The sequence below is a fragment of the Brevundimonas sp. genome, assembly GCF_004210735.1.
GTDB lineage: Bacteria > Pseudomonadota > Alphaproteobacteria > Caulobacterales > Caulobacteraceae > Brevundimonas.
In genome coordinates, this window is the sequence record NZ_SDZL01000046.1 from 1 (window position 1) to 21,350 (window position 21,350).

General features: G+C 69.6%; 27 protein-coding genes. 12 read left to right on the top strand and 15 right to left on the bottom strand.

The genetic code is table 11. The features are described 5' to 3' along the window. A partial coding sequence (locus EON91_RS10720; protein WP_292094435.1) for an acyl-CoA dehydrogenase family protein occupies nucleotides 1–467 on the top strand: 467 nt, incomplete at its 5' end. A 13-nt stretch (nucleotides 468–480) separates the two neighbouring features. Here the strand turns inward: EON91_RS10720 and EON91_RS10725 are convergent. Beyond that, entirely contained in the window at nucleotides 481–1,272 is a 792-nt protein-coding gene (locus EON91_RS10725) for a DUF3313 family protein (protein ID WP_292094438.1), read from the bottom strand. Between the two features lie 146 nt (nucleotides 1,273–1,418). On the opposite strand from EON91_RS10725, the gene EON91_RS10730 reads away from it, so the two are divergent. The 3 genes from EON91_RS10730 (at nucleotide 1,419) to EON91_RS10740 (ending at nucleotide 4,086) form a co-directional block, all read left to right on the top strand. Next, a complete protein-coding gene (locus EON91_RS10730) occupies nucleotides 1,419–2,762 on the top strand; it encodes a trypsin-like peptidase domain-containing protein (protein WP_292094440.1) in 1,344 nt (447 codons plus the stop codon). Between the two features lie 329 nt (nucleotides 2,763–3,091). Then, a complete protein-coding gene (locus EON91_RS10735; RefSeq protein WP_292094442.1) occupies nucleotides 3,092–3,424 on the top strand; it encodes a DUF2794 domain-containing protein in 333 nt (110 codons plus the stop codon). Nucleotides 3,425–3,618: 194 nt separating this feature from the next. Next, complete coding sequence (locus EON91_RS10740; protein ID WP_292094443.1) at nucleotides 3,619–4,086, top strand: GNAT family N-acetyltransferase; 468 nt, start codon at nucleotides 3,619–3,621, stop codon at nucleotides 4,084–4,086. A 63-nt stretch (nucleotides 4,087–4,149) separates the two neighbouring features. Here the strand turns inward: EON91_RS10740 and EON91_RS10745 are convergent, their stop codons facing one another. After that, on the bottom strand, nucleotides 4,150–4,899 hold the full coding sequence (locus tag EON91_RS10745) for a Bax inhibitor-1/YccA family protein (protein WP_292094446.1): 750 nt from the start codon (nucleotides 4,897–4,899) through the stop codon (nucleotides 4,150–4,152). 125 nt (nucleotides 4,900–5,024) lie between these two features. Here EON91_RS10745 and thpR point away from each other — a divergent pair, with 125 nt between their 5' ends. From thpR to mmcB, 3 genes are read left to right on the top strand one after another with little or no spacing between them, the layout of a single operon-like run. Next, entirely contained in the window at nucleotides 5,025–5,561 is a 537-nt protein-coding gene (thpR, locus tag EON91_RS10750) for an RNA 2',3'-cyclic phosphodiesterase (protein ID WP_292094449.1), read from the top strand. Next, nucleotides 5,558–6,103 carry a GNAT family N-acetyltransferase gene (locus EON91_RS10755; protein ID WP_292094497.1) on the top strand — a complete coding sequence of 182 codons (546 nt, stop codon included), beginning with the start codon at nucleotides 5,558–5,560 and terminating at the stop codon, nucleotides 6,101–6,103. Before thpR ends, EON91_RS10755 begins: the two co-directional genes overlap by 4 nt. A gap of 26 nt (nucleotides 6,104–6,129) precedes the next feature. Then, entirely contained in the window at nucleotides 6,130–6,579 is a 450-nt protein-coding gene (mmcB, locus tag EON91_RS10760; protein ID WP_292094451.1) for a DNA repair putative endonuclease MmcB, read from the top strand. 89 nt (nucleotides 6,580–6,668) lie between these two features. Here mmcB and EON91_RS10765 read toward each other — a convergent pair whose 3' ends face one another. Both EON91_RS10765 and EON91_RS10770 read right to left on the bottom strand, forming a co-directional pair. Next, entirely contained in the window at nucleotides 6,669–7,223 is a 555-nt protein-coding gene (locus EON91_RS10765) for an ActR/PrrA/RegA family redox response regulator transcription factor (RefSeq protein WP_292094453.1), read from the bottom strand. Nucleotides 7,224–7,281: 58 nt separating this feature from the next. Beyond that, on the bottom strand, nucleotides 7,282–8,676 hold the full coding sequence (locus tag EON91_RS10770; protein WP_292094501.1) for an ActS/PrrB/RegB family redox-sensitive histidine kinase: 1,395 nt from the start codon (nucleotides 8,674–8,676) through the stop codon (nucleotides 7,282–7,284). 115 nt (nucleotides 8,677–8,791) lie between these two features. Between EON91_RS10770 and EON91_RS10775 the strand changes: the two genes are divergently transcribed. Together EON91_RS10775 and EON91_RS10780 are read left to right on the top strand one after the other, a co-directional pair. After that, nucleotides 8,792–9,412, top strand: coding sequence for an SCO family protein (locus EON91_RS10775; protein ID WP_292094455.1), 621 nt, complete (start codon nucleotides 8,792–8,794; stop codon nucleotides 9,410–9,412). A gap of 55 nt (nucleotides 9,413–9,467) precedes the next feature. Beyond that, on the top strand, nucleotides 9,468–10,223 hold the full coding sequence (locus EON91_RS10780; RefSeq protein ID WP_292094460.1) for a LytTR family DNA-binding domain-containing protein: 756 nt from the start codon (nucleotides 9,468–9,470) through the stop codon (nucleotides 10,221–10,223). Here EON91_RS10780 and EON91_RS10785 read toward each other — a convergent pair. From EON91_RS10785 to EON91_RS10805, 5 genes are all read right to left on the bottom strand, one after another. After that, the gene (locus tag EON91_RS10785) at nucleotides 10,220–10,744 is read right to left on the bottom strand and encodes an SRPBCC family protein (protein WP_292094463.1); all 525 of its coding nucleotides are present in this window, start codon (nucleotides 10,742–10,744) and stop codon (nucleotides 10,220–10,222) included. The genes EON91_RS10780 and EON91_RS10785 overlap by 4 nt on opposite strands. Further along, on the bottom strand, nucleotides 10,741–11,079 hold the full coding sequence (locus tag EON91_RS10790) for a metalloregulator ArsR/SmtB family transcription factor (protein WP_292094465.1): 339 nt from the start codon (nucleotides 11,077–11,079) through the stop codon (nucleotides 10,741–10,743). Before EON91_RS10790 ends, EON91_RS10785 begins: the two co-directional genes overlap by 4 nt. 61 nt (nucleotides 11,080–11,140) lie before the next feature. Beyond that, nucleotides 11,141–12,613 carry a carotenoid oxygenase family protein gene (locus EON91_RS10795; protein ID WP_292094469.1) on the bottom strand — a complete coding sequence of 491 codons (1,473 nt, stop codon included), beginning with the start codon at nucleotides 12,611–12,613 and terminating at the stop codon, nucleotides 11,141–11,143. A gap of 11 nt (nucleotides 12,614–12,624) precedes the next feature. Further along, a complete protein-coding gene (locus EON91_RS10800) occupies nucleotides 12,625–13,029 on the bottom strand; it encodes a DUF2141 domain-containing protein (RefSeq protein ID WP_292094472.1) in 405 nt (134 codons plus the stop codon). A gap of 171 nt (nucleotides 13,030–13,200) precedes the next feature. Continuing rightward, on the bottom strand, nucleotides 13,201–13,611 hold the full coding sequence (locus tag EON91_RS10805; RefSeq protein WP_292094473.1) for a metallopeptidase family protein: 411 nt from the start codon (nucleotides 13,609–13,611) through the stop codon (nucleotides 13,201–13,203). Between the two features lie 97 nt (nucleotides 13,612–13,708). On the opposite strand from EON91_RS10805, the gene EON91_RS10810 reads away from it, so the two are divergent. The 3 genes from EON91_RS10810 to EON91_RS10820 all read left to right on the top strand — a co-directional run bounded on the left by EON91_RS10810 (nucleotide 13,709) and on the right by EON91_RS10820 (nucleotide 18,037). Then, nucleotides 13,709–16,057, top strand: coding sequence for a PAS domain-containing sensor histidine kinase (locus EON91_RS10810; protein WP_292094474.1), 2,349 nt, complete (start codon nucleotides 13,709–13,711; stop codon nucleotides 16,055–16,057). A 109-nt stretch (nucleotides 16,058–16,166) separates the two neighbouring features. After that, nucleotides 16,167–17,012, top strand: a complete 846-nt coding sequence (locus tag EON91_RS10815; RefSeq protein WP_292094476.1) for an HAD family hydrolase — start codon at nucleotides 16,167–16,169, stop codon at nucleotides 17,010–17,012. A gap of 59 nt (nucleotides 17,013–17,071) precedes the next feature. Beyond that, nucleotides 17,072–18,037, top strand: a complete 966-nt coding sequence (locus tag EON91_RS10820) for an acyl-CoA thioester hydrolase/BAAT C-terminal domain-containing protein (protein ID WP_292094479.1) — start codon at nucleotides 17,072–17,074, stop codon at nucleotides 18,035–18,037. Here the strand turns inward: EON91_RS10820 and EON91_RS10825 are convergent. The 6 genes from EON91_RS10825 to EON91_RS10850 form a co-directional block, all read right to left on the bottom strand. Then, nucleotides 18,034–18,372, bottom strand: coding sequence for a PilZ domain-containing protein (locus tag EON91_RS10825; RefSeq protein WP_292094482.1), 339 nt, complete (start codon nucleotides 18,370–18,372; stop codon nucleotides 18,034–18,036). The two genes, EON91_RS10820 and EON91_RS10825, sit on opposite strands and share 4 nt — an antisense overlap. A gap of 8 nt (nucleotides 18,373–18,380) precedes the next feature. Further along, entirely contained in the window at nucleotides 18,381–19,166 is a 786-nt protein-coding gene (locus tag EON91_RS10830; RefSeq protein WP_292094484.1) for a kinase, read from the bottom strand. A 1-nt stretch (nucleotide 19,167) separates the two neighbouring features. Further along, the gene (locus EON91_RS10835; protein WP_292094486.1) at nucleotides 19,168–19,488 is read right to left on the bottom strand and encodes a 2Fe-2S iron-sulfur cluster-binding protein; all 321 of its coding nucleotides are present in this window, start codon (nucleotides 19,486–19,488) and stop codon (nucleotides 19,168–19,170) included. A 10-nt stretch (nucleotides 19,489–19,498) separates the two neighbouring features. Continuing rightward, the gene (locus EON91_RS10840) at nucleotides 19,499–19,780 is read right to left on the bottom strand and encodes a hypothetical protein (RefSeq protein WP_292094490.1); all 282 of its coding nucleotides are present in this window, start codon (nucleotides 19,778–19,780) and stop codon (nucleotides 19,499–19,501) included. Nucleotide 19,781: 1 nt separating this feature from the next. Beyond that, the gene (locus EON91_RS10845; RefSeq protein ID WP_292094492.1) at nucleotides 19,782–20,579 is read right to left on the bottom strand and encodes a succinate dehydrogenase iron-sulfur subunit; all 798 of its coding nucleotides are present in this window, start codon (nucleotides 20,577–20,579) and stop codon (nucleotides 19,782–19,784) included. 12 nt (nucleotides 20,580–20,591) lie between these two features. Further along, nucleotides 20,592–21,350: FAD-binding protein (locus tag EON91_RS10850; protein ID WP_292094495.1), on the bottom strand; the 759-nt coding region annotated here is incomplete at its 5' end.

The window sequence follows — 21,350 nt, forward strand, 5'->3', positions numbered from 1 at the left end:
TACAGGGGCTGCGCGGGCCGTTCAGCTGTTTGAACAAGGCGCGGTTCGGCATCGCCTGGGGCGCGATGGGCGCTGCCGAGTTCTGCTTCCACGCCAGCCGCGACTATGTCGCCGAGCGCATGCTGTTCGGCCGCCCGCTGTCGTCGCGCCAGCTGGTGCAGCTGAAGCTGGCCGACATGCAGACCGAGATCTTCCTGGGCTTCGAGGGCGCCTATGCGCTGGGCCGCCTGCTGGACACCGGCGCCTGGGTCCCCGAGGCCATCAGCCTGATGAAGCGCAACAACTGCGGCAAGGCGCTGGCCGTCGCCCGCGTCGCCCGCGACATGCACGGCGGCGCCGGCATCACCGGCGAACACCACGTCATGCGCCACGCCATGAACCTGGAGACCGTCAACACCTACGAAGGCGCACACGACGTCCACGCCCTCATCCTCGGCCGCGCCATCACCGGACAGGCCGCGTTCTAGGGCGTTCGCGCGATCAATCCCCGGGCTCGGCGGGCTTGCGCGTCTGCCCGCCGCTGAGTTCGGGGGCGTAAAGGCCGGTCACCGCCTTGGTGACGAAACCTTCGGGACGCATGCGCGGCCCGTGGCGGGCGCAGGGGTCGGGGTCGGCGATGGGCCGAACCTTGCGGTCGGACGGGGCGAAGGCGTCGCCGACCATGTCGCCGAACACCTCGGCCAGTTGGTGCGCGTCGCCGACCCGCGACAATGAGGGACTGTCCGTTCCGATGACGGTGGCGTTGCGCGCCCAGACGATGGCCGCTGCCTGGCGGCCGTCGGCGGCCAACAGCTCGGCTTCGGCCGCCAGCCCGCCCGTTGTGCCCGGCGCGCGCACGCCGATGGGGCCGGGGATAAAGAAATTCGCCGCAGCCGAGGCGACCGACCCCGCCTGTCCCGTCGGCACGATCCGGGTCGCCGCCAGCCGCACCGTGCCGGTGTCGGGTCCGGTCTGGTCGACCACGGTGAAACGCTCGCTCAGCTCGTAGCAGACCTGCCGGTCCACCTCGCCTCGCACCAGAGCGGCCTCTTCCGGCGTCAACAGCTCGGCCACGCCCGGCGTCAGCACCGTCGGTTCGATCCGCACCCGCTCAACCGTCGTGGCCAGCGCCTCGTCGCGCCGCTGATGAACCGAGGCCCGCAGCGTATCGCCCCGGGCCTCCAGCCCGTCATAGCTGGACAGGAAACCGGCCCGGGGCGCCGGAGCCGTGGCGCAGGCCGTCGCGCCCAGGCCCAGCACAAGGAGGCCGACGACGGGAAGAACTCGGGTCATGGAGGCGAACCTGATGCTGCATCGCCCTATCGCGACCGTCCCTATACGCACGGAACGCCATTCGGTTTTCGCGCGCCGACGATACGGGTGTCGTCACGGGCCGAAACTGTCGCTAGGCTCGGACCGAACGCCTGTCTGGAGCCGCCATGTCCGCCCGCCCGACCCTTCGCCTGCGGCTTGCCGGAATCAGCCTGCTGGCCGTCATGGCCGCCACGGGAGCGGGCGCGCAGACGTCGCCCGCCCAAACCCTGCCTGCCATGCCCTATGACGCGGCGCGCGGCGTCTTCACCTTCGCCGCCGGGCTGGAGAACAGCCTGCCCGCCGTGGTTCAGGTCACGACCCTGGGTCAGTCGCGCGGGCCCACCTCAGGCGACAATGCGGCCAAGCCCAGCTCGTCCGGCTCAGGCGTCATCATCGACGCGGCCCAGGGCATCATCATCACCAACAACCATGTGGTCGAGGGCGGCCGCACCTATACCGTCGACCTGAACGACGGCCGGCTGTTCGACGCCGAACTGATCGGCTCGGACAAGGCCACCGACCTGGCCGTGCTCAGGATCACCGCGACGGGCCTGAGCCAGGTCGAGATCGTCGATTCCGACACCCTGCGCACCGGCGACATGGCCTTCGCCGTCGGTTATCCGCTGGGGCTGGACCAGACCCTGACCATGGGCGTCATCTCGGGCCTGGGCCGTTCCGGTCTGGGCGATGCCGTCGAGGACTATATTCAGACTGACGCGGCCGTGAACTCAGGCAACTCGGGGGGGCCGCTGCTGGACAGCCGGGGCCGGCTGATCGGCATCAACACCTCCATCCTGTCGGGCGGCGGCGGCGGCAACGACGGCATCGCCTTCGCCGTGCCGACCCGGATCATGATGTTCGTGGTCGATCAGTTGCGCGCCACCGGCGAGGTCAAGCGGGGCCGGTCCGGCGCTATCGTCGGCTCGCTGACCGCCAAGCGCGCCCGCGACCTGGGCCTGTCCATCGTGCGCGGCGCCGTGGTCGATGACGTCATGCCGGGCTCTCCGGCCGAGGCGGCGGGCCTGCGGCGCGGCGACATCATCCTGAAGATCCAGGACCGGGTCGTGGCCAATGCGGGTTCGGTCCTGGCCACCGTCGGCGTGGCCACGCCGGGTACGGCGCTGGCCATCGTCTATCAGCGCGGCGGACGTGAGATCGCCGCCACCCTGACCGTCGCAGCGCCTCGCACAGAGGCCGTAGTGGCCGGGGTCGATGTGGTTCTGGCCCATGGGGCGACCGTGCGTGACGCCAGCGCGGGCGGCGGCGTGGTCGTCTCGGCGGTCGAGCCGGGCTCACCGGCCTCGGCGGCGGGGCTGACGGCGGGGGATGTGATCACGGCTGTCGCGGGCGCGCCCACCGGCGACCGCCGCGCCTTTGTCGCCGCCCTGCGTGCGCGTCGTGGCGAGGTGACGCTGACGGTGACGCGTGGCGACACGCGCGAGACGATCCGTCTGCGCCCGGCCAGCTAAGGATGTAAGGCAAGGCCCAAATGCAAAACGCCCACCGCGCCAGGAGGGGGAGGGGGGCGCAGCGGGCGTCTCGCTTGGAGGAAGCATCGGCCAGCCAGAGCCCTTGAATGGAGACATCCTGGGGGGCTGGGGGGGCTGTTCAGGATCCGGGATCCCTCCGAACTCCGACTGGCCGATGAATCTTCTATCGCGGGCCAAACAGGCGGGCGATGGACCGAAACGGGGCCATTTCGTGACAGTAAGGGTTATTTCGCGGCGCCGTGTCCGACGAACCCTGATTCACGGAAACGGCACTGGCGAACGCTCTTGGCCATCCTAATCTCTGAACCATGAGCTTTGACGCCAACGCCGCGCCGGTCGCCGGGCCGATCTTCTTCGATCGCCGCGAACTGGATCTGATCCTGCGGGTCTATGGCCGGATGGTGGCCGCGGGCGAATGGCGCGACTACGCCATGATCGGCCATCGGGAGGTGGCCGAGTTCGCCGTCTTCCGCCGCTCCGGCGACGCCCCCGCCTACCGGATCGAGAAACGTCCTGCCCTGCAACACAAACAGGGCCAGTGGGCCGTCATCGGCGAGGGCGGCCACGTCCTGAAACGCGGCCGCGACCTGGCCCAGGTGCTGCGCGTCTTCGACAGCCGCAAATTCCAGGTGGTGGATTAGCGGGCCACGGCTGCATTTACAGCGGGCGCCCGATCGTCAAGGATGCGGCGGTCACCCAGGAGACTGCCTTTGCCCCCGTTATCGCACCGTCCCGCATCCGCGGCCGTGCATTGACGCATCGAAGCGTTCCGCTTCGCTGACGGCTCGCGGAGAGATCGCCGGACCCGATCCGGCTCCTTTCCTTCGAGACACACATGATCATCGAAACCACGGCGGAAGATCATTCCGCCCTAGCGGACGGCCGCGCGCCCCGGCGCTTTCGGCTGCCCGACACGCCCATTGCGCCGCCCGGAGTCCTGGCGATGCTGGCCGATGTGGCCACCACAGTCCGCGCGACCTTCGCGCCCGCCTCCTGGCTGATCGTCGATGACGATGAAGTCGTCGGCCTGTGCTCGATCACCCGTCCGCCCCAGGGCGGCGTGGTTGAAATCGGCTATGGCGTGGCCCCATCCCGTCAGGGGCGCGGCTATGCTGGCGGCGCGGTCATGGCCATCGTTCGCTGGGCCCGACACGACCCTCGGGTGATCGCCCTGGTCGCCGAAACCAGTGTCCTGAACCCCGCCTCGCAACGCGTTTTGCTGCACGCCGGCTTTGACCGGGTCGCCGAGCGCGTGGACGAGGAGGACGGCCCGCTCATCGTCTGGCGCTGCGATACGCCCTGACCTGTCGGCCAAAAAGAAAGGGCCCCGCGAGGGGCCCTTTCCCTATCCATCCTGATAGAAGCCCTACTCCCGGCTGCCGCCCATGAAGGCCAGCAGGAACTGGAACAGGTTCACGAAATTGATGAACAGGCTCAGCGCGCCGAAACCGGTGGCCACGCCCATGGCGGCGTTGTCGCCGCCCAGGGCGTAGTAGGTCATCTTCAGTCGCTGGGTGTCGTAGGCGATCAGACCCGAGAAGATCAGCACGCCCAGTCCGCTGATGATCAGGCTCATCATGCCCGACTGCAGGAACATGTTGACCACCATGGCGATGATCAGGCCGATCACGCCCATGATCAGGAAGGTGCCCATACCGGTCAGGTCCTTCTTGGTCGTGTAGCCGATCAGGCTCAGGCTGCCGAAGGCCGCCGCGGTGACGAAGAAGGTCGAGGCCAGCGAACCGCCCGTATAGCGCAGGAACAGCACGCCCAGACCGGCGCCGATGGTGGCGACCACGGCCCAGTACAGCAGGTTCACGCCCCGCGCGGTCGGGTTCTTCATGAAGAACATCGAACCGAACAGCAGCACCAGCGGCGCGAACTGCACCGCCATGCCCAGCGGGGTCAGGCCGATACGGCCTTCAGGCGTCAGGCCGAACAGCAGTTGCTGCACCGCCGGGACATTGCCGGTCAGATAGGCCAGGGCGCCGGCGACCACCAGGCCCAGGGCCAGCTTGTTATAGACACCCAGCATGAAACCGCGCAGCCCGGCGTCGACGGCCATGTCGGCCGTCTGCGGCAGCGGGCGGGCGTAGCCGTTGTTGAAGTCGCTCATGGCGAACCAAGTCTCCCGTTGGCGGAGGCGATCCTCCGTCGTGAGCTGAATATCGGGACGCAATAGCCCCGCTGCAAGAAAAACCGGACTTCCGGGGCGCGGTTCCGGCCGCTACCAAGGGTCGCATGCTTCGTCTGTTCACCGCCGTATCGATCCCCGAGGACATCGCCGAGATCCTGTCGCGACGGCAGTCCGGCCTGCCCGGCGCGCGCTGGCGGCCGCTGGACGCCCTGCACGTCACCCTGGCCTTCTATGGCGAGGTCAGCGAGCGCGCGGCCGATGATCTGGCGTCCGAGCTCAGCCGTGCGGGCGGCGGGCCGTTCGAGATCACGCTGTCCGGCGTCGGCGCCTTTGGCGACACACACCGCAGCCATACCCTGTGGGCGGGGCTGGAGCGCAGCGAGCCCCTGACCGTGCTGGCCGGCCGCTGCCGCACGGCGGGCGAGCGCGCCGGGGTTCCCGCCGAACACCGCGAGTACCGGCCGCACGTGACCCTGGCCTATCTGAAGCCCCACGCCAATCCGGACCGGATCGGAGCCTGGATCGCGGGCCACAATCTGCTGAAGTCCCCGCCGATCCGCATCGACCGGTTCGGCCTCTATTCCAGTGTGCTGACCGGCGACGGCAGCCACTACACCCTCGAACGGGAGTATCTGCTCTGACCGGCCCCATCCTTGAAACCGAACGCCTGATCCTGCGCCCCACGGCGATGGAGGATTTCCCCCGCTGGGCCGAGTTCATGGCCGACGAGGAGGCCGCGCGCTTCATCGGCGGCGCCCAGTCGCGGGCGGCGGCGTGGCGCGGCTTCATGACCATGGCCGGCGCCTGGTCCCTGACCGGGGTGGCCATGTTCTCGGTCATCGACAAGGCGACCGGCCTGTGGGTCGGCCGCCTGGGTCCCTGGACGCCCGACGGCTGGCCGGGCACAGAGATCGGCTGGGGCCTCCACCCCGACGCCCAGGGCAAGGGCTATGGGGTCGAGGCCACGGCGGCGGCCATGGACTACGCCTTCGACGTGCTGGGCTGGTCCGATGTCATCCACTGCATCGACCCCGACAACCTCCCGTCACAGAAGCTGGCGGAACGGCTGGGCTCGACCAATCAGGGCCCGACCGCCCTGCCCGCCCCGTTCGAGACCGTCCCCGTCGACGCCTGGGGCCAGACGCGCGAAGAGTGGCGCATCAACCGGCAGCGCTTGCGATAGGAACATAGGCGGAACATAAAGGCGCCATGCCCGCATCCGCCGCCGTCCATCTGGAGCTTGTCTTCTCGCGTCCCGAGACGACGCTGGCCGTCACGCGCGGCGCGGCGCGGCTGTTGATGGACATGGGCTATGCGCCGCTGCTGGAGGTCTGCCTGCCCAACGGGCGGCGGGCCGACGTCATGGCGCTGGGCCCCCGGGGCGACATCGTCATCTGCGAGGTGAAATCGGGGCTGGACGACTATCGCGTCGATCGCAAGTGGGGCGAATACGGCCCTTACTGCGACGCCTTCTATTTCGCCGTCGCGCCTGAATTTCCCCAGGGGGTTCTGCCGGACGAACCCGGCCTGATCGTCGCCGACGGCTTCGGCGGCGCCGTGGTGCGCGACGCGCCCGCGACCCCGCTGGCGCCCGCGCGACGCAAGGCCCTGACCCTGGCCTTCGCGCGCCTGGGCGCCCTCAGAACCCTGCGCGACTGATCCCCTAGGCCTCAAGCAGCGCGACGCGCGATAGGCCCGCTCGGCAAAGCCTCAAGCAGCCCGAAGGGCGGTAGGCCGCTAAAATGCGGCTATCGCGGCGCGCGTTTGGCCAGGATGCGTTGCAACGTCCGGCGGTGCATGCCCAGGCGGCGGGCGGTTTCTGAGACGTTGTGGTCGCACAGCTCATAGACGCGCTGGATATGCTCCCAGCGCACCCGGTCGGCGCTCATGGGATTTTCCGGCGGCTCGGGCGCTTCGCCGGTCATCAGCAGGGCCTTGACCACGTCGTCGGCGTCGGCCGGCTTTTGCAGATAGTCCACGGCGCCGGCCTTGACCGCCGCCACGGCGGTGGCGATGGCGCCGTAGCCGGTCAGCATGACGATGCGGGCGTCCTCGCGCCGGTCGCGGATGGCCTCGACCACCTTCAGGCCATTGCCGTCCTCCAGCCGCATGTCCAGCACGGCGAAGGCCGGAACGCCTGCCCTCAGCGCCTCGCCGGCCTCGGCCACCGAGCCGGCCGTGGTCACGACAAAGCCGCGCGATTCCAGCGCCCGTCCCAGACGCGTCCTCAGCGCCTGATCGTCGTCCAGCAGTAACAGGGTCTTGTCGCCCAGCTGGGCGATACGGTCTTCGAGGTCGGACATCTGTTAAGTCTCCTGTGCCTCAAGTCGGGGCGCGCGGCCCTGTGGTCAAGCCTCGGCCCTACCCCTGCGACACTTCGAGCGCCTGACGGGGCCATCGCACTGAAACGCGCGCGCCCTTCGGCTGATCCGTTTCGCGGCCGCCGGATCCGACCGTGACCTTGCCGCCGGTGCGCTCCAGCAGGGTGCGAGCGATGAAGAAGCCCAGTCCCATCCCGCCCTGGCTGGGGGCGATTGGCGTCAACGGGTCCGGCGGTTTGCGGCCCTTTTTCGGGGCGCGCGCGGCCTGTGTCGCGGCGGCCAGTTGGGCCGCCAGCGCCCGGCGTGCCTTGGCCTGGGGCCGACTGGTCACATAGGGTTCGCCCAGTCGGGGCAGGATCTCGCTGGCGAAGCCGGGGCCGTCGTCGATCACCTCGATCTCGATCCAGCCGGCGTCCACCGTCGCCTGCGCCCGCACCCGCGCGGCGGCGAAGTCGGCGGCGTTCTCGACCAGGGTGGACAGACCGTGGATGACCTCGGGCAGGCGGCGGACACGGGGTAGGGGCTGCCCGGGCGGACCGCGCACCACCACCTCGAACGCCAGATCAAAGCCCCGGTGAGGCTCGATCACCTCTTCCAGAAGCTGTTTCAGCCCGACGTCCGCATACAGGTCGTCGCCCTCTTCCGGTTGCTGCGACAGGCGTTTCAGGATTTCGCGGCAGCGGTCGGCCTGTTGCAGGATCAGTTCGGCGTCCTCGGCCGCCGGGCCGCCCCTGGGCGACTCGCGCAGCAGCTCCTTGGCCACCACCTGGATGGTCGCCAGCGGCGTACCCAGCTCGTGCGCCGCCGCCGCCGCCAGTCCGCCCAGCGCCGCCAGCCGTTGCTCGCGCTGCAGCACGTCCTGGGTCGTGGCCAGGGCCAGCTCCAGCTTTTCGGCGTCGGCCGCCACCCGCCAGGCGTAGCCGGCGGTGAACACCACCCCCGTCACCAGCGCCAGCGCCATGCCGAACCGGTACAGCACCGGCAGCTCCAGATGCTCGCCCAGCCGCCACGGCAACGGCATGGACCAGAAGAACAGCACCATCGTCGCCGTCAGCGCCAGCAACGCCAGCACCGACGCCGCCCGCGCCGGCAGGGCGGCCGCCGCGATGGTCACCGGCGCCACCAGCAGCAGGCAGAACGGATTGGTCAGGCCGCCGGTCAGGGCCAGCAGCGTCGACAGCTGCACGATGTCAAAACCCAGCTGCACCCCGGTCTGCCGCCCGTCGGGCAGATTGGCCCCGCCCTGTCTCTGGCGCAGGGTCGCGGCCAGGTTCAACGCCGCGCTGGCCCCGATCACGGCCAGACAGGCCCACAGCGGCAGGGGAAAATGCAGGGCGAAATAGGCGGTCAAAATCGTCGCCGTCTGGCCCAGTATGGCCAGCCAGCGCAGCACGATCAGCGTCGACAGGCTCAGCCCCCGCCCGCGCCGGGGCATATGGCGCCAGCTGGGCGGCTCGGGCTCCAGCCCGGACTGCGACGTCGGATCGGCTTCTATCGCGCTCACGCCTCTTCTATAGACCGCCGCAACGCTGACCGCCTCTGGAAATCCGATGCCCCGTCGTTCGATCCTGCTGTTTTCCGGCGCCTGCCTGATGATCGCCGCGGCCCTGGCCCTGATCACCGTGCTGGTGGTCAATGGCCGCCAGCAGGCCGCCGTCACCGAATCCGTCGCCACCGGCCAGCCCATGGTGGGCGGCGACTTCCAGCTGATCGATCAGGACGGCCGCCCGGTCGACCAGACGCTGCTGGACGGCAAATGGAGCCTGGTCTTCTTCGGCTTCACCTATTGCCCCGACTTCTGCCCCACCACCCTGGCCACGCTGAAGGCGACGCAGGACCGGTTGGGCGACCGGGCCAAGGATCTGCAGATCGTCTTCATCAGCATCGACCCGGAACGCGATACGCCCAAGATGCTCAAGGACTATCTTTCCAGCGACGGCTTCCCCGCCGGGGTCATCGGCCTGACCGGCACGCCCGAACAGGTGGCGGCGGCGGCCAAGGTCTACCGCGCCTATTTCCAGAAGGTCGGCGAAGGCGAGGGCTATACGATGAACCACTCGCTGACGATCTATCTGATGGGGCCGGACGGCAAGTTCCGCAGCGCTCTGGCTCACGACCTGGGGCCGGACAAGATGGACAAGCTTATCCGCCAGACCATGGATCGCGGCTGACCCCTTCATCGCCGCGCGGTTTCGTGGTCTCAAGGGCGCCATGGGGCGATCGGACATGACAGGGGGCGAGGCGCCGTGGCGCGATGCGGCGCGGACGGCGGCGGTGGCCGTCGCCATCGGAGGATTCCTGGCCCTGGCCGGCGCCTTCGGGTCCGGCGGCGCGTCGCTGACGGCGCGGCTGGCCTACTGGATTCCGATGATGCTGCTGGGCAGCGTCTGGGGTCTGGCCTCGGCCCGGCTGCTGGAGCGGTTCGTCGATCTGGACGACCGACCCTGGCTTCAGGTCGCGGCCCTGACCCTGCTGATCTCCGGCCCCCTGTCGGTCATCGTCTGGGCCGTCACCGGTCTGGTCTTCACCGGCCGCGTCTATCCGCTGGAGGCCCTGCCGCAACTGATTGCGCCGGTGACGGTCGTCACCCTGGCGGTCAGCGCGGTCAATGTCTTCGTCTCGCCCAAGCGCACGATCCAGACCCACGCCCCGGCCGCGGGCCCCGCCGTCGTCCGCTTCCTTGACCGCCTGCCCCCGCGTCTGCGCGGCGCCCGGCTGATCGCCGTCCAGGCCGAGGACCACTATCTGCGCCTGCACACGGACCGGGGCAGCGACCTGATCCTGATGCGCCTGTCCGACGCCCTGCAAGAACTTGAGGGGCTGGAGGGCGCTCAGACCCACCGCAGCTGGTGGGTCGCCCGCGACGCCGTGCGCGCGGTGGAACGCGGCGATGGCCGCGCCATGCTGACGCTGGACAGCGGCCTGACCGCCCCCGTCAGCCGCCGCCACGCCCGGGCGCTGAGAGACGCCGGCTGGTACTAGGGGCGGCTTCCCTGGTCGAACCGGGCCAGGTGGGCCGCCAGCTTGTCCAGCGTCTGCCCCCCGTACTCGACCGCGCCAAAGCCGACCCCCGCCTGACGATGCGCCCGCGTCGGATGCAGCTGACGCAGGGTCAGCACCGTCTTGCCGTCGCTCTGTTCGTCAAACGTCACCAGCATGCGGAACTTGCCGGGATCGTCGTCCTGATCGGAGCCGTGCTCGACCTCGATCCGATGCGGCCGGTCGATGCGCAGAAAGGTCATGCGGTTGTCGTAGCGGACGTCCGCGCCGACCATGTCGAACCGCCACACGCCGCCCTCCCGCACGTCGATCTCGTGCGTCTGGATGGTCAGACCTTCCGGGCCGAACCAGGCGGCCAGCTGTTCGGGGTCGGTCCAGGCGTCGAATACGCGCTCGCGCGGGGCGTCGATGACGCGAGCCAGAACGATCTCGCGGTCCAGCGGCCAGTCGGCCCAGGCCGAGGGGGTCCGTGTCGTGGGTATCTGCGGTGCGCGGTCGGTCATTTCGTGTCCTCCGGTTTGCGGGCCAGATGCGCCTCCAGCCGATCCAGCCGGCCCTCCCACGTCGCGATATGCGCGCGCAGCCAGTCGTCGGCCCCCCGCAGCGTCCCGGGCGCCAGGGAGCAGGTTCGCACCCGCCCGGATTTGGCGGACGAGATCAGGCCCCCGCGCTCCAGCACGCCGATGTGCTTCAGCATGGTCGGCAGCCCGATCTGAAAGGGTTCGGCCAGTTCGCCGACCGTGGCGTCGCCGCTGCACAGGCGCGCGACGATGGCGCGCCGGGTCGGATCGGCCAAGGCCGAGAACGCCAGGCTCAAACGGTCGTTATGGTTTTCCATATGGCGAACTAATCTCGCCCCGATCTCAGAGTCAAGATCAGTTCGCCATTCAGCGAACTTTTCAAATCGCCCCCGCCCACGCCCCGTGGAACCCGGCGGGCAGGGCCACATCGGCACGCCAGCTGGTCACCGGCCCGTCCGCCACCCGTCCCGCCTCGAACACATGCAGCTCCGTCACCCCTTCGGCCAGGTTGATCGCCGGGGCGATCAGCCAGGCGTCGGTCTCGGCCTCGCGCCCCGGCTTGGGCACGAACACCGCCTCCTCGACGATCCAGCGCTCGCCGAACTCGAAGGCGTCGCTGCGCCCGGTCTCCCAGTCGTGGACCGCCAGACTGATGGGCAGGGGCCTGCCCGGCCGCTCTCCGCCGACATGGACGGTGCGGCGACGCGCCAGGCCCGCCCGGCGCGGATCGGCCTTGGGAAACTCGGCCGTCACCCCGCTGGATGCGATATCGGCCCGCCCGTCGGCGTGCAGCGTGACCAACTTCAGCGTGGGCGGCTCGCCCGGCACAGTCCCCCGCCCCTCAACCAGCACCCGCGCGCCCTCGACCGCAAAGGCCACGTCCTTGCCCGCGGCCACGTCGAACCGGATCGTCCCGTCCCGCTCGGCCCAGGCGTCGCCCAGGTGGAAATAGGAGAAGGTCGGCAGGTCGAATATCCGGCGCCGGCTCAGATCGTCCTTGTCCAGCACCATCACCTGCGTCCCCATCTCGGGCTTCCAGGCGAACTGGGCGGCGAAGGGCATGCGCCGGCTCTCGAACACCCACGGCTGCAGCACGATCACCAGATGCCGGTCGGTGGCGGTGAAGTCGTGCATGAAGCTGGCGCGCGGCAGGTCCACGATCTGCGCCGAATGCAAACCGCCGTCGGGATTCAACCGCCACACGATCATCCGGTCGCCATTCAGGCCGATGTTCCAGATCGACCCGTCCGGCCCGATGCGCGGATGGGCCTGGAACGGCATGGCCTTCAGGTCGGGCCGCAGGGTGACGAACCCCTGTGTCGACAGGTCGTTCGCATCCATGGCCAGCGGCGATCCCGCCTCCCACAGCGCCCAGACCGTATCCCCCATCGGCAGGACGGCGGTGTTGGCGGCGTTGGCGTCATCATTCGACCCCAGCCGGGCGCGCGCGTCGCCGGCCGTGCCGAAGCCCGGCGTGACCACCGCGTCCAGTTCGGTCTCGGTGCGGCGCTTGGGCGTGTCGGCGAAGCGGGCCTGCAGGGTCGCGCGGCCGTCCTCGATGCGGAAGGCGCGCATCAGGCCGTCGCCGTCGAACCAGTGGGTGGCGCTGCCGCCCGGCCGCCGGAACTTGCCCGGCCCGTTGCGGAACAGCGTCCCGGCCAGTCCGTCCGGCGCCCGACCGTGGACCAGGCTCAGCGCGCGCGGCGCCACATCGGCCTCCAGGTCGGCGGTGGCCAGCGCCCAGTCGGCCGCCTGCTCCAGCGCGGCGGCGGCGCGGACCATCTCGGGCGTGGCGACGGCAGCCGACAGGGCGGCGGCGCCCATCAGGAATCCTCGGCGGGAAGGGGTCATGTCGGCCCCCCTCAGCGGAAGGTCAGGGCGTGGATGGTGGCGCCGGTGACGGCGAACTGCGCCTCGCCCCACGGGGCCGGCCCCATATTGCCCTTCGCATTGTTGGAAAAGGCATAGGGTTCGGTCGGCATGCCGAACGGATTCTTGTTCATCTGGCCGTCTCCGTCGACGTCGTGGAAGGCCTTGATGGCGTAGTCGCCGGTCGGCAGGTCGACCGTCGCGCTGCGGGCGCCCCCGGCCACATCGATGCGGACAGCGCGCATCGGCCGGCCGGCGTCATAGGCGGCCTGGCTGTCGAACACGGCGATCAGGACATCCCCGGTCGTGGCGCCGACATCGACGTTCACCGTCAGCTCGTCGGCCAGGGCCGGAACCGACGACAGGGACAAGAGGGCGAGGGCGGCGAGCATCTTCATGGCGAGGGTTCCCGAAGGCGAAGGAACCCGACCGCCGGGCTCCGATGTCCCCGACCCTCGCTGCGCCGCCGTCGCTTCGCCAGCGGACTTGCGGCGACGACCGCCGTCCTTTCGCGAACAGACAGGCGGCGCCGCTCACGAAGCGCGAACGACCGCCCGATCAGCCGGCTCTCAGTGCGCCCCGTCTTCGATGTGATGGATGTCGTCGTCGTCCAGGCCGAAATGGTGACCGATCTCGTGGATCAGGACGTGGGCGATGATCTCGGACAGGCCCACGTCGCCCCGCTCGCACCATTCGTCCAGGATCGGGCGGCGGTACAGAAAGATGCGCGACGGTTCCGCCGCCGGGCCCAGGCTGTCGCGGCGGCCGATGTCGACGCCGTGGTACAGGCCGGTCAGTTCGAACGGATCCGGGATCCCCATCTCGTCCAGCGTCGCCTCATCGGCGAAATCGTCGATGCGCAGCACCACCTCCCCCGCCAGCGACCGGAACGGCTCGGGCAGGGCGTCGAAGGCGTCGCGCGCCAGACGCGCGAAATCGTCCAGCGAGGGGGCGGTCTGATCGGTCCAGCTTGCGGTCATCCCGTCCATATCGCCCCGATCGCCCCGGCTTGCGAGAGGGGGCGTGGAATTCGCGCGACGTGCGTTATGGTGAATGCGCGAATCGGCAGGTGAATTGATGGCTGAGGCCGACATCGCCTTTGTGGCGGCGACCGGGACGGCGGGCCTGGCCTTGGCGGTCAGCGCCTGGGCCTGGCGTCTGCGCGCCCGTCTGTCGGCGCGCGAACACCGCATGGATCGTATCGCCGAACGCGCCGCCGCCGATCTGGGCGCGCGCGACGCCGCCCTGTCCGCCTTCGCCGACGTGCGGCTGGCCCTGTCCAGCGACGGCGGCGTGCGCGCCACCCTGGGCGACCTGGGCCTGCTGTCGGGCGTGACGGCCGATATCGAGGAGGACGCCGATCCCGCCGTCGCCCTGATCCGCATGGTGCGCGCCGCCGATCCGGTGGCGCTGGAAGGTCTGCTTGACCATGGCGAGGCCTTCGATCTGGCCCTGCCCGCCGCCGGCGAGGTGTGGAAGGTCGAGGGGCGGGCCGTCGCCGGCTCGGCCTGGCTGCGGCTGTCGCGTTTCGGGGCCATCGCCGCCATGGGCGCCGAGGCGACCGACAGCGCCCTGGGCGTTCTGGCCGACGCCGCCCCCTTCCCCGCCTGGGTCACCGACGCCACCGGCCGCCTGGCCTGGGCTAATCAGGCCTGGCTGAACGAGGTCAAGGCCGAAGGGCTGGTCGACGCCCAGTCGCGCGGCCTCAGCTTCGATCGCGGCGCCGACGCCCTGGCCGCCGAGGCGCGCCGCCTGGGCCTGCGTCAGGAGGGTTTCCGCTGGATCACCGGCGGCGGCCGCCGCCGCGCATGGCGCATCGTGGCCGAACCTGCGCCCGGCGGCGCCGGGGCGGTGATGATCTTCGCCCTCGACATGACCGAGGCCGAGGAGACGCGCGACACCCTGCGCCGCCACGTCGAGGCGCACGACGAGACGCTGAACCACCTGGCCGACGCCGTCGCCATCTTCGGCCCGTCGCGGCGCCTGGCCTTCCACAACACCGCCTTCCAGGCCCTGTTCGACCTCGACCCGGCCTGGCTGGACGAGCGGCCGACCCATGGCGAGTTGCTGGACCGGCTGCGCCAGAAGCGGCAACTGCCCGAAACCATGGACTACGCCGCCTGGAAGGCGCGTGAGCTGGATTTCTATGGCGCCGCCGAGGCCGCGCCGGATGACAGCTGGTCCCTGCCCGACGGCCGCACCCTGCGCGTGGTGCGCCAACCGCACCCGCTGGGCGGCGTCCTGCTGCTGTTCTCGGACATGACCGACGAGTTGAAGCTGCGCAGCCGCTTCAACGCCCAGATCCAGGTCCAGCGCGCCACGCTGGACAAGTTGAACGACGCCGTCGCCGTGTTCGGCTCGGACGGCCGCCTGCGCCTGCACAACGAGGCGTTCGAGACCTTCTGGGGCCTGTCCGGCGACACCCTGCGCGCGGCAACCGACTTCGACGCCGTGGCCGATCTGTGCAAGCCGGTGCTGGCCGATCCGACCCTGTGGCTGGGGCTCAAGGCGCGGGTCGCCGACCCCGATCCCGAAAGCCGCGTCGCCGTCTCGGGCGAGGGGCGGACGGCGGACGGACGGCTGGCCGCCTGGCAGACCCGGCCCCTGCCGGACGGCGCCACCCTGGTCGCCTTCTCCGACGTCACCGCCCGGCGCGGGCTGGAGCAGGCCCTTCTGGCCAAGGAGGCCGCGCTTCAGGAAAGTCAGGCCCTGAAACGCGAGTTCGTCGGCAGCGTCTCGTACGAACTGCGCACGCCGCTGACGACCATCGTCGGCTATTCCGAACTGCTGGAGACGCTCGGCGATCTGCCCGAGCGCAGTCGCCAGCACGCCGGCGCCATCCGCGTCGCCGCCAGTCAGCTGGCCCGCTCCATCGACGATGTGTTGGACATGGCCCAGATCGACGCCGGCGAGATGGAGCTGACGCTGCACGACGTGCGCGTCCGCGACCTGCTGGACGAGGCCGCCGACCGCGTTCGCCCGCGCATCGAGGGACGCGGCGCGCGTCTGGTGATCCACTGCCCGGCCGACCTGCGCCCCATCCGCGCCGACGCCCGCCGCATCGCCCAAGCCGTCGAACAACTGCTGGAGAACGCAGCCCGCGCCGTGACCGAGGACGGTCAGGTCACCCTCAGCGCCGAGGCCAGCCCGTCCGAGGTCCGCATCCGCATCGAGGACACCGGACGCGGCATTCCTTATCATCTTCAGGCCCACGTCTTCGACCGCTTCGTCCGCCGCGACCGGGGCGGCCCCGGCGTCGGTCTGGCGCTGGTCAAGGCGCTGGTCGAACTGCACGGCGGCTGGGCCGAGGTCGAGAGCGAGCCGGGCAAGGGCGCCGCCTTCATCCTGCACCTGCCGGTCGAGGCCACGCCCGTCGCCGCCCATCCGGAACTGACCCTGGGCCGCGTCGATCAGACCGTGGGCTGATTTCCGTCGCCGCTCCTGCTAGAGCGAGCGAAATCGGCTCGAATGCGATCTGCATCCGGGCTCAGATCTTCGCGCCAGCATCACTGGTCGCGAAACTCGGGACACCTCCATGCTGCGCACCGCCCTCATCTACGATTTCGACGGCACCCTGGCCCGCGGGAACATGCAGGAGGTCAGCTTCATCCCCTCGGTGGGCATGGGCATCGGCGACTTCTGGGAAGAGGCCGAGCGCCTGACCAAGGACGCCGACGGCGACGGCATCCTGATGTACATGCAGCTGATGCTGCACCACGCGCGGCTGAACGACGCCCCGATCACCCGCGCCCTGCTGCGCGAGCATGGCCAGGACGTAAAGCTGTTCGACGGACTGAAATCCGACCTGACCGGCGAAGGCTGGTTCGACCGCATCAACGCCGTGGGCGCCAGATACGGGCTGGAAATCGAGCACTACATCATCTCCGCCGGGCTGGAGGAGATGATCGACGGCTGCCCGATCCGCGACGAATTCCGCCACGTCTTCGCGTCAAAGTTTGTCTACGACAAGGACGGCGTCGCCATCTGGCCGGCCGTGGGCGTCAACTACACCACCAAGACCCAGTATCTGTTCCGCATCAACAAGGGCGTGCTGAACCACTGGGAGCATGAGCGGATCAACCGCTTCATCGCCGACGACGACCGCCCCGTGCCGTTCGACCGGATGATCTTCCTGGGCGACGGCGACACCGACGTGCCGACCATGAAGATGATGCACACCAAGGGGGGCTTCTCGGTCGCCGTCTATGACCCGCGCAATTCCGAGCGCGACCAGAAAAAGATCTACGGCCTGATCTCGGAGGACCGGGTCAATTTCGTCGCCGCCGCCGACTACCGCGAAGGCTCGGCCCTGGACCTGATCGTCAAGGGTCTGATCGGCCGTATCGCCATCAACTCCGGAACGATGCCGCAGGGCGTCTGACGCCGCTGCATCCAATCCCCCGCCCGGCGGCGACTACCCCTTGAACACGGGAGGTCGGGATGAAGACTCTGAGACGTATGGCGGGCGCCCTGATCGGCGCCCTGATGCTGGCGACGGGCGCACACGCGCAGGAGATCGTGCAGACACCGATCGCCGGCTTCCCTCACGCCAAGGTCTGGCGTCAGGCGGACGAAACGGCGCGGCCGGTGGTCGTCATCCTGCACGGCGCCGACGGCAACGACGAGGCGGGCGAGCGGTTCGGCCCGATCCTGGCGCGGCTGGGCTATGCCGCGGTCGGCCTGCCCTACTATTCGCCGAACTGGGGCGACTTCGGCCCACCGCCGAAATTCCCTGACCTGCCCGGCAGCTTCATCGACATCCGCGTCGATCAGATGGCCGACCTTCGCGACGCGCTTCGCGGCATGGACGGAGTCGATATCGAGCGGTTCGGCCTGTTCGGCGCGTCGAAAGGGGCCGAGTTCGCCCTGATCGCCGCCAGCCGCTATCCGTGGATCGACAGCGTCGTCGCCTACGCCCCGACCGACGTGGTCTGGGAGGGCTGGGGCCTGGAGATGCTCGAGGCCGAGGGGACGCGCTCGTCCTTCGCGTTCGGCGGCGAACCGCTGCCCTTCATGCCTTATCGCGGCTTCGTCGAGGGGCTGCTGGCCGGCCCGACTGCGGACCTGCGCGCCATTCACGACAACGGCCGCGCCGACCATCCGGACAAGGAAGCCGGGGCCCGCATTCCCGTCGAAACCTATCCCGGCGAGCTGATGCTGATCGCGGGCGGCAAGGACGCCCAGTGGAACGCGACCCGCGCGGCCATCAACATTCAGCGAGCCCGCAACGAGGCCGGCTTGCCGACCGAACTGCTGGGCTATCCCGAGGCCGGTCACGATCTGGTCGGCGACGGCGGCCCGCGCGACAGCCCTCGCAGCGGCGGCTCCCCCGACGCTGACGCCGCGGCCCGCGCCGACGCCTGGCCGAAAGTGGTCGCCTTCCTGGCCCGAACGCTGACGCCCTAGCGGCCTTGCGCCCGCAGCCAGGCGTCGCGGGCGGCGGTCAGACGCGATGGGGTCAGGCCACCCAGCCTGGTCTGCGACAACCGCTTCAGCCCCGCCTCGGCGCCGTCCCGGCGCAGCACCCGCGCCTCGTGCGCGACGCCGGCGGCCACGTCGATCACCACCACCTCCGCCGGCAGGGTCATGTTGCGCTCCAGCCGGATGCGCATCCCCAGATCCGACAGGTCGACGATCAGACAGGCCATCTCCAGCCCCGGCGCCACCACCACGCCGCGCGTATTGGCCGGGCGGCGGGCCTCGGCGCGGCGGTCGGGCGTATCTTTGGAAAACAGGGCCATGGCTGCGCCTAACGCCCGGCCATGACATGGCGATCCGTGTCCAGCGAGATGATGCGGTCAGCCCGCACGCCGCCGCCCAGCATGTGCCGGGTCAGCCGCTCGAAATACTGGATGAAGATCGCCAGTTCGGCGCGTCGCACAGGCGTCACCGGCGCCCCCGTCAGCCCCGCCTCCTGCTGGCATCGCCAGTCCAGCACCCCCTCGAACGACGGCGCCTTCAGGAACAGCAGGGCGTCCAGCCGCGCGAACAGACGGGCGTAATCCGCGCCCAGCCGCGCATTGACCGCGCGCCGCCACGTCCCGTCCGTGTCCTGCTCCCGCTCCAGCGCATTGACCGGCGTCGCCAGCGCCTGATCCGTCTGCGGCGTCGCCCCCAGGCACCAACCCTCCAGCACGATCGCCGTCGGCCGGCCCTGAAACACCGGCCAGTCCCGCTCGGCCCGCCGCTCGTCCGTCAGCTTGTCGAACGACGGCAAGGGCGTCCGGTCGCCCGGCCCCGCCGCCTGCAAGGCGCCCAGCGTCCGCTCCAGCAGGGCCAGGTCATGCGTCCCCGGCGGCCCCCGCGTGGCGAACAGCGGATGGACCTCTGCGGCCAGCACCGCCCGCTCGGCGCGCGTCAGATAGACATCATCCAGCGACAGGGCGACCCCGCCCAGCCGCGCCGCCGCCTCGCGCGCCAGCGTCGACTTGCCCGACCCCTGCGCGCCCGAAACGCCGACGATCGGAATCCGCCCGGCGTCCCCGTGGGCCGCCGCCAGCGCCCCGACCGCGTCCAGCAGCCGGTCGTCGATCATCTCAATGCTGGTTTTCGGGCAGTCGCACGATCAGCCCGTCCAGATCGTCGCTGACGCGGATCTGGCAGGACAGGCGGCTGTTCGGCTCGACGTTCTCGGCGAAGTCCAGCATCGACTCCTCCATCGCCGAGGGGCGGCCCGTCTCGGCCGCGAAGTCCGGATCGACATAGACGTGGCACGTCGCGCATGCGCAGGCCCCGCCGCAATCGGCGTCGATGCCCGGCACATTGTTGCGGATCGCGCCCTCCATCACGGAAAGCCCGTTCTTGACCTCGACGACGTGCTCGGTCCCGTCGTGTTCGATGTAGGTGATCTTCGCCATGGCCGCTCTATCAGAGGCTTTCAACGGTGCAGTCAATCATCAGGCCGGTGATTTCCGCGACCCGGTCGATTGGCGCTGCTGCATGATCACCATCGATCACCAGTTCACGGTCGAACCATGGCGGCGCATCGAGCGCGCCGTCCAGCCCGGCTCCCGGCTCGCCAAGCTGCACCGTCAGATTGCCATGTCGGTACCGGATGAAGATCGGGCGATCATCATCCAGACGTCCTTCCCACTGCGCCGGGCTGCGACCGCAGGTCTGCGTCAGCGAGACCACCCGCAGCCCGTTCACCTCACGCCGCCGTCTTCTTCCGGCTGGCCGCCACCATCAGCTTCTTGGTCTCGGCGATGGCCTTGGCCGGGTTCAGGCCCTTGGGGCAGACCTGGGCGCAGTTCATGATGGTGTGGCAGCGGTACAGCTTGAACGGGTCTTCCAGGTCGTCCAGCCGCTTGTCCGTCGCGTCGTCGCGGCTGTCCGAGATCCAGCGATAGGACTGCAGCAGCGCCGCCGGCCCCAGATACTCTTCCTGGTTCCACCAGTAGCTGGGGCACGAGGTCGAGCAGCAGGCGCACAGGATGCACTCGTACAGGCCGTCCAGCTTCTCGCGCTCGGCCGGGGTCTGCAGCCGCTCGGTCTCCGGGTCCGGCTCGTCGGACTGAAGATAGGGCTGGATCGAGTCGTACTGGGCGTAGAACAGGCTCAGGTCCGTCACCAGATCCTTGACCACCGGCTGGTGGGGCAGGGGGCCGATGGTGATGTTGTGCGACTCGCACTCGTCCCAGCCCTTGGTGCAGGCCAGGGCGTTGCGCCCGTCGATGTTCATCGAGCACGACCCGCAGATGCCCTCGCGGCACGACCGGCGGAACGACAGGGTCGGGTCGATCTCGTTCTTGATGTGAATCAGGGCGTCCAGCAGCATCGGGCCGTGGTCGTCGGTCGAGACCTCATAGACGTCCCAGCGCGGATCGGCGTCCACCTCGGGATCGTAGCGATAGACCTTGTAGGTCTTGACGTTTGTCGCGCCGGCCGGGGCCTTGTGGACCCTGCCCTTGGAAGGCTTGGACCCGCGCGGGAGGGTGAGCTGAACCATCTGCGATAGCCCTTAGTAAACCCGAGCCTTGGGCTCGATGTACGCGACCTCATCGGTCATCGTGTATTTGTGCACCGGACGATAATCGATCTGGACGCCCTCGCCCGGCCGCTTCCAGGCCAGGGTGTGCTTCATCCAGTTGGCGTCGTCGCGGTCCGGATAGTCCTCGCGGGCGTGGGCGCCGCGCGATTCCGTGCGGTTCAGCGCGCCTTCGACGGTGACGACGGCCTGGGCGATCAGGTTGTCGTACTCCAGCGTCTCCATCAGGTCCGTGTTCCAGATCAGGCCGCGATCCGTGGTCTTGATGTCGGCGCCGGCGGCGTCGATCGAGCGCAGCTTGGCCACGCCTTCCTCCAGCGTCTTGCCGGTGCGGAACACGGCGGCGTCGGACTGCATGGCGCGCTGCATGTCCAGACGCAGATGCGCCGTGGGCGTCGAACCCGAAGCGTGACGGAAACGGTCCAGCCGGGCCAGATGCGCGTCGGTCTGCGACTTGGACGCCGACGGCACCGCCGACGCCTTGTCCACCACCTCGCCGCAGCGCAGGCCGGCGGCCCGGCCGAACACCACCAGGTCGGTCAGCGAGTTCGAGCCCAGGCGGTTGGCCCCGTGCACCGAGACGCAGGCGGCCTCGCCCACGGCCATCAGGCCGGGGACGACGCTGTCCGGGTTGCCGTCGCGCAGCGTCAGCACCTCGCCGTGATAGTTGGTGGGGATGCCGCCCATATTGTAGTGGACGGTCGGCAGGACCGGGATCGGCTCCTTGGTCAC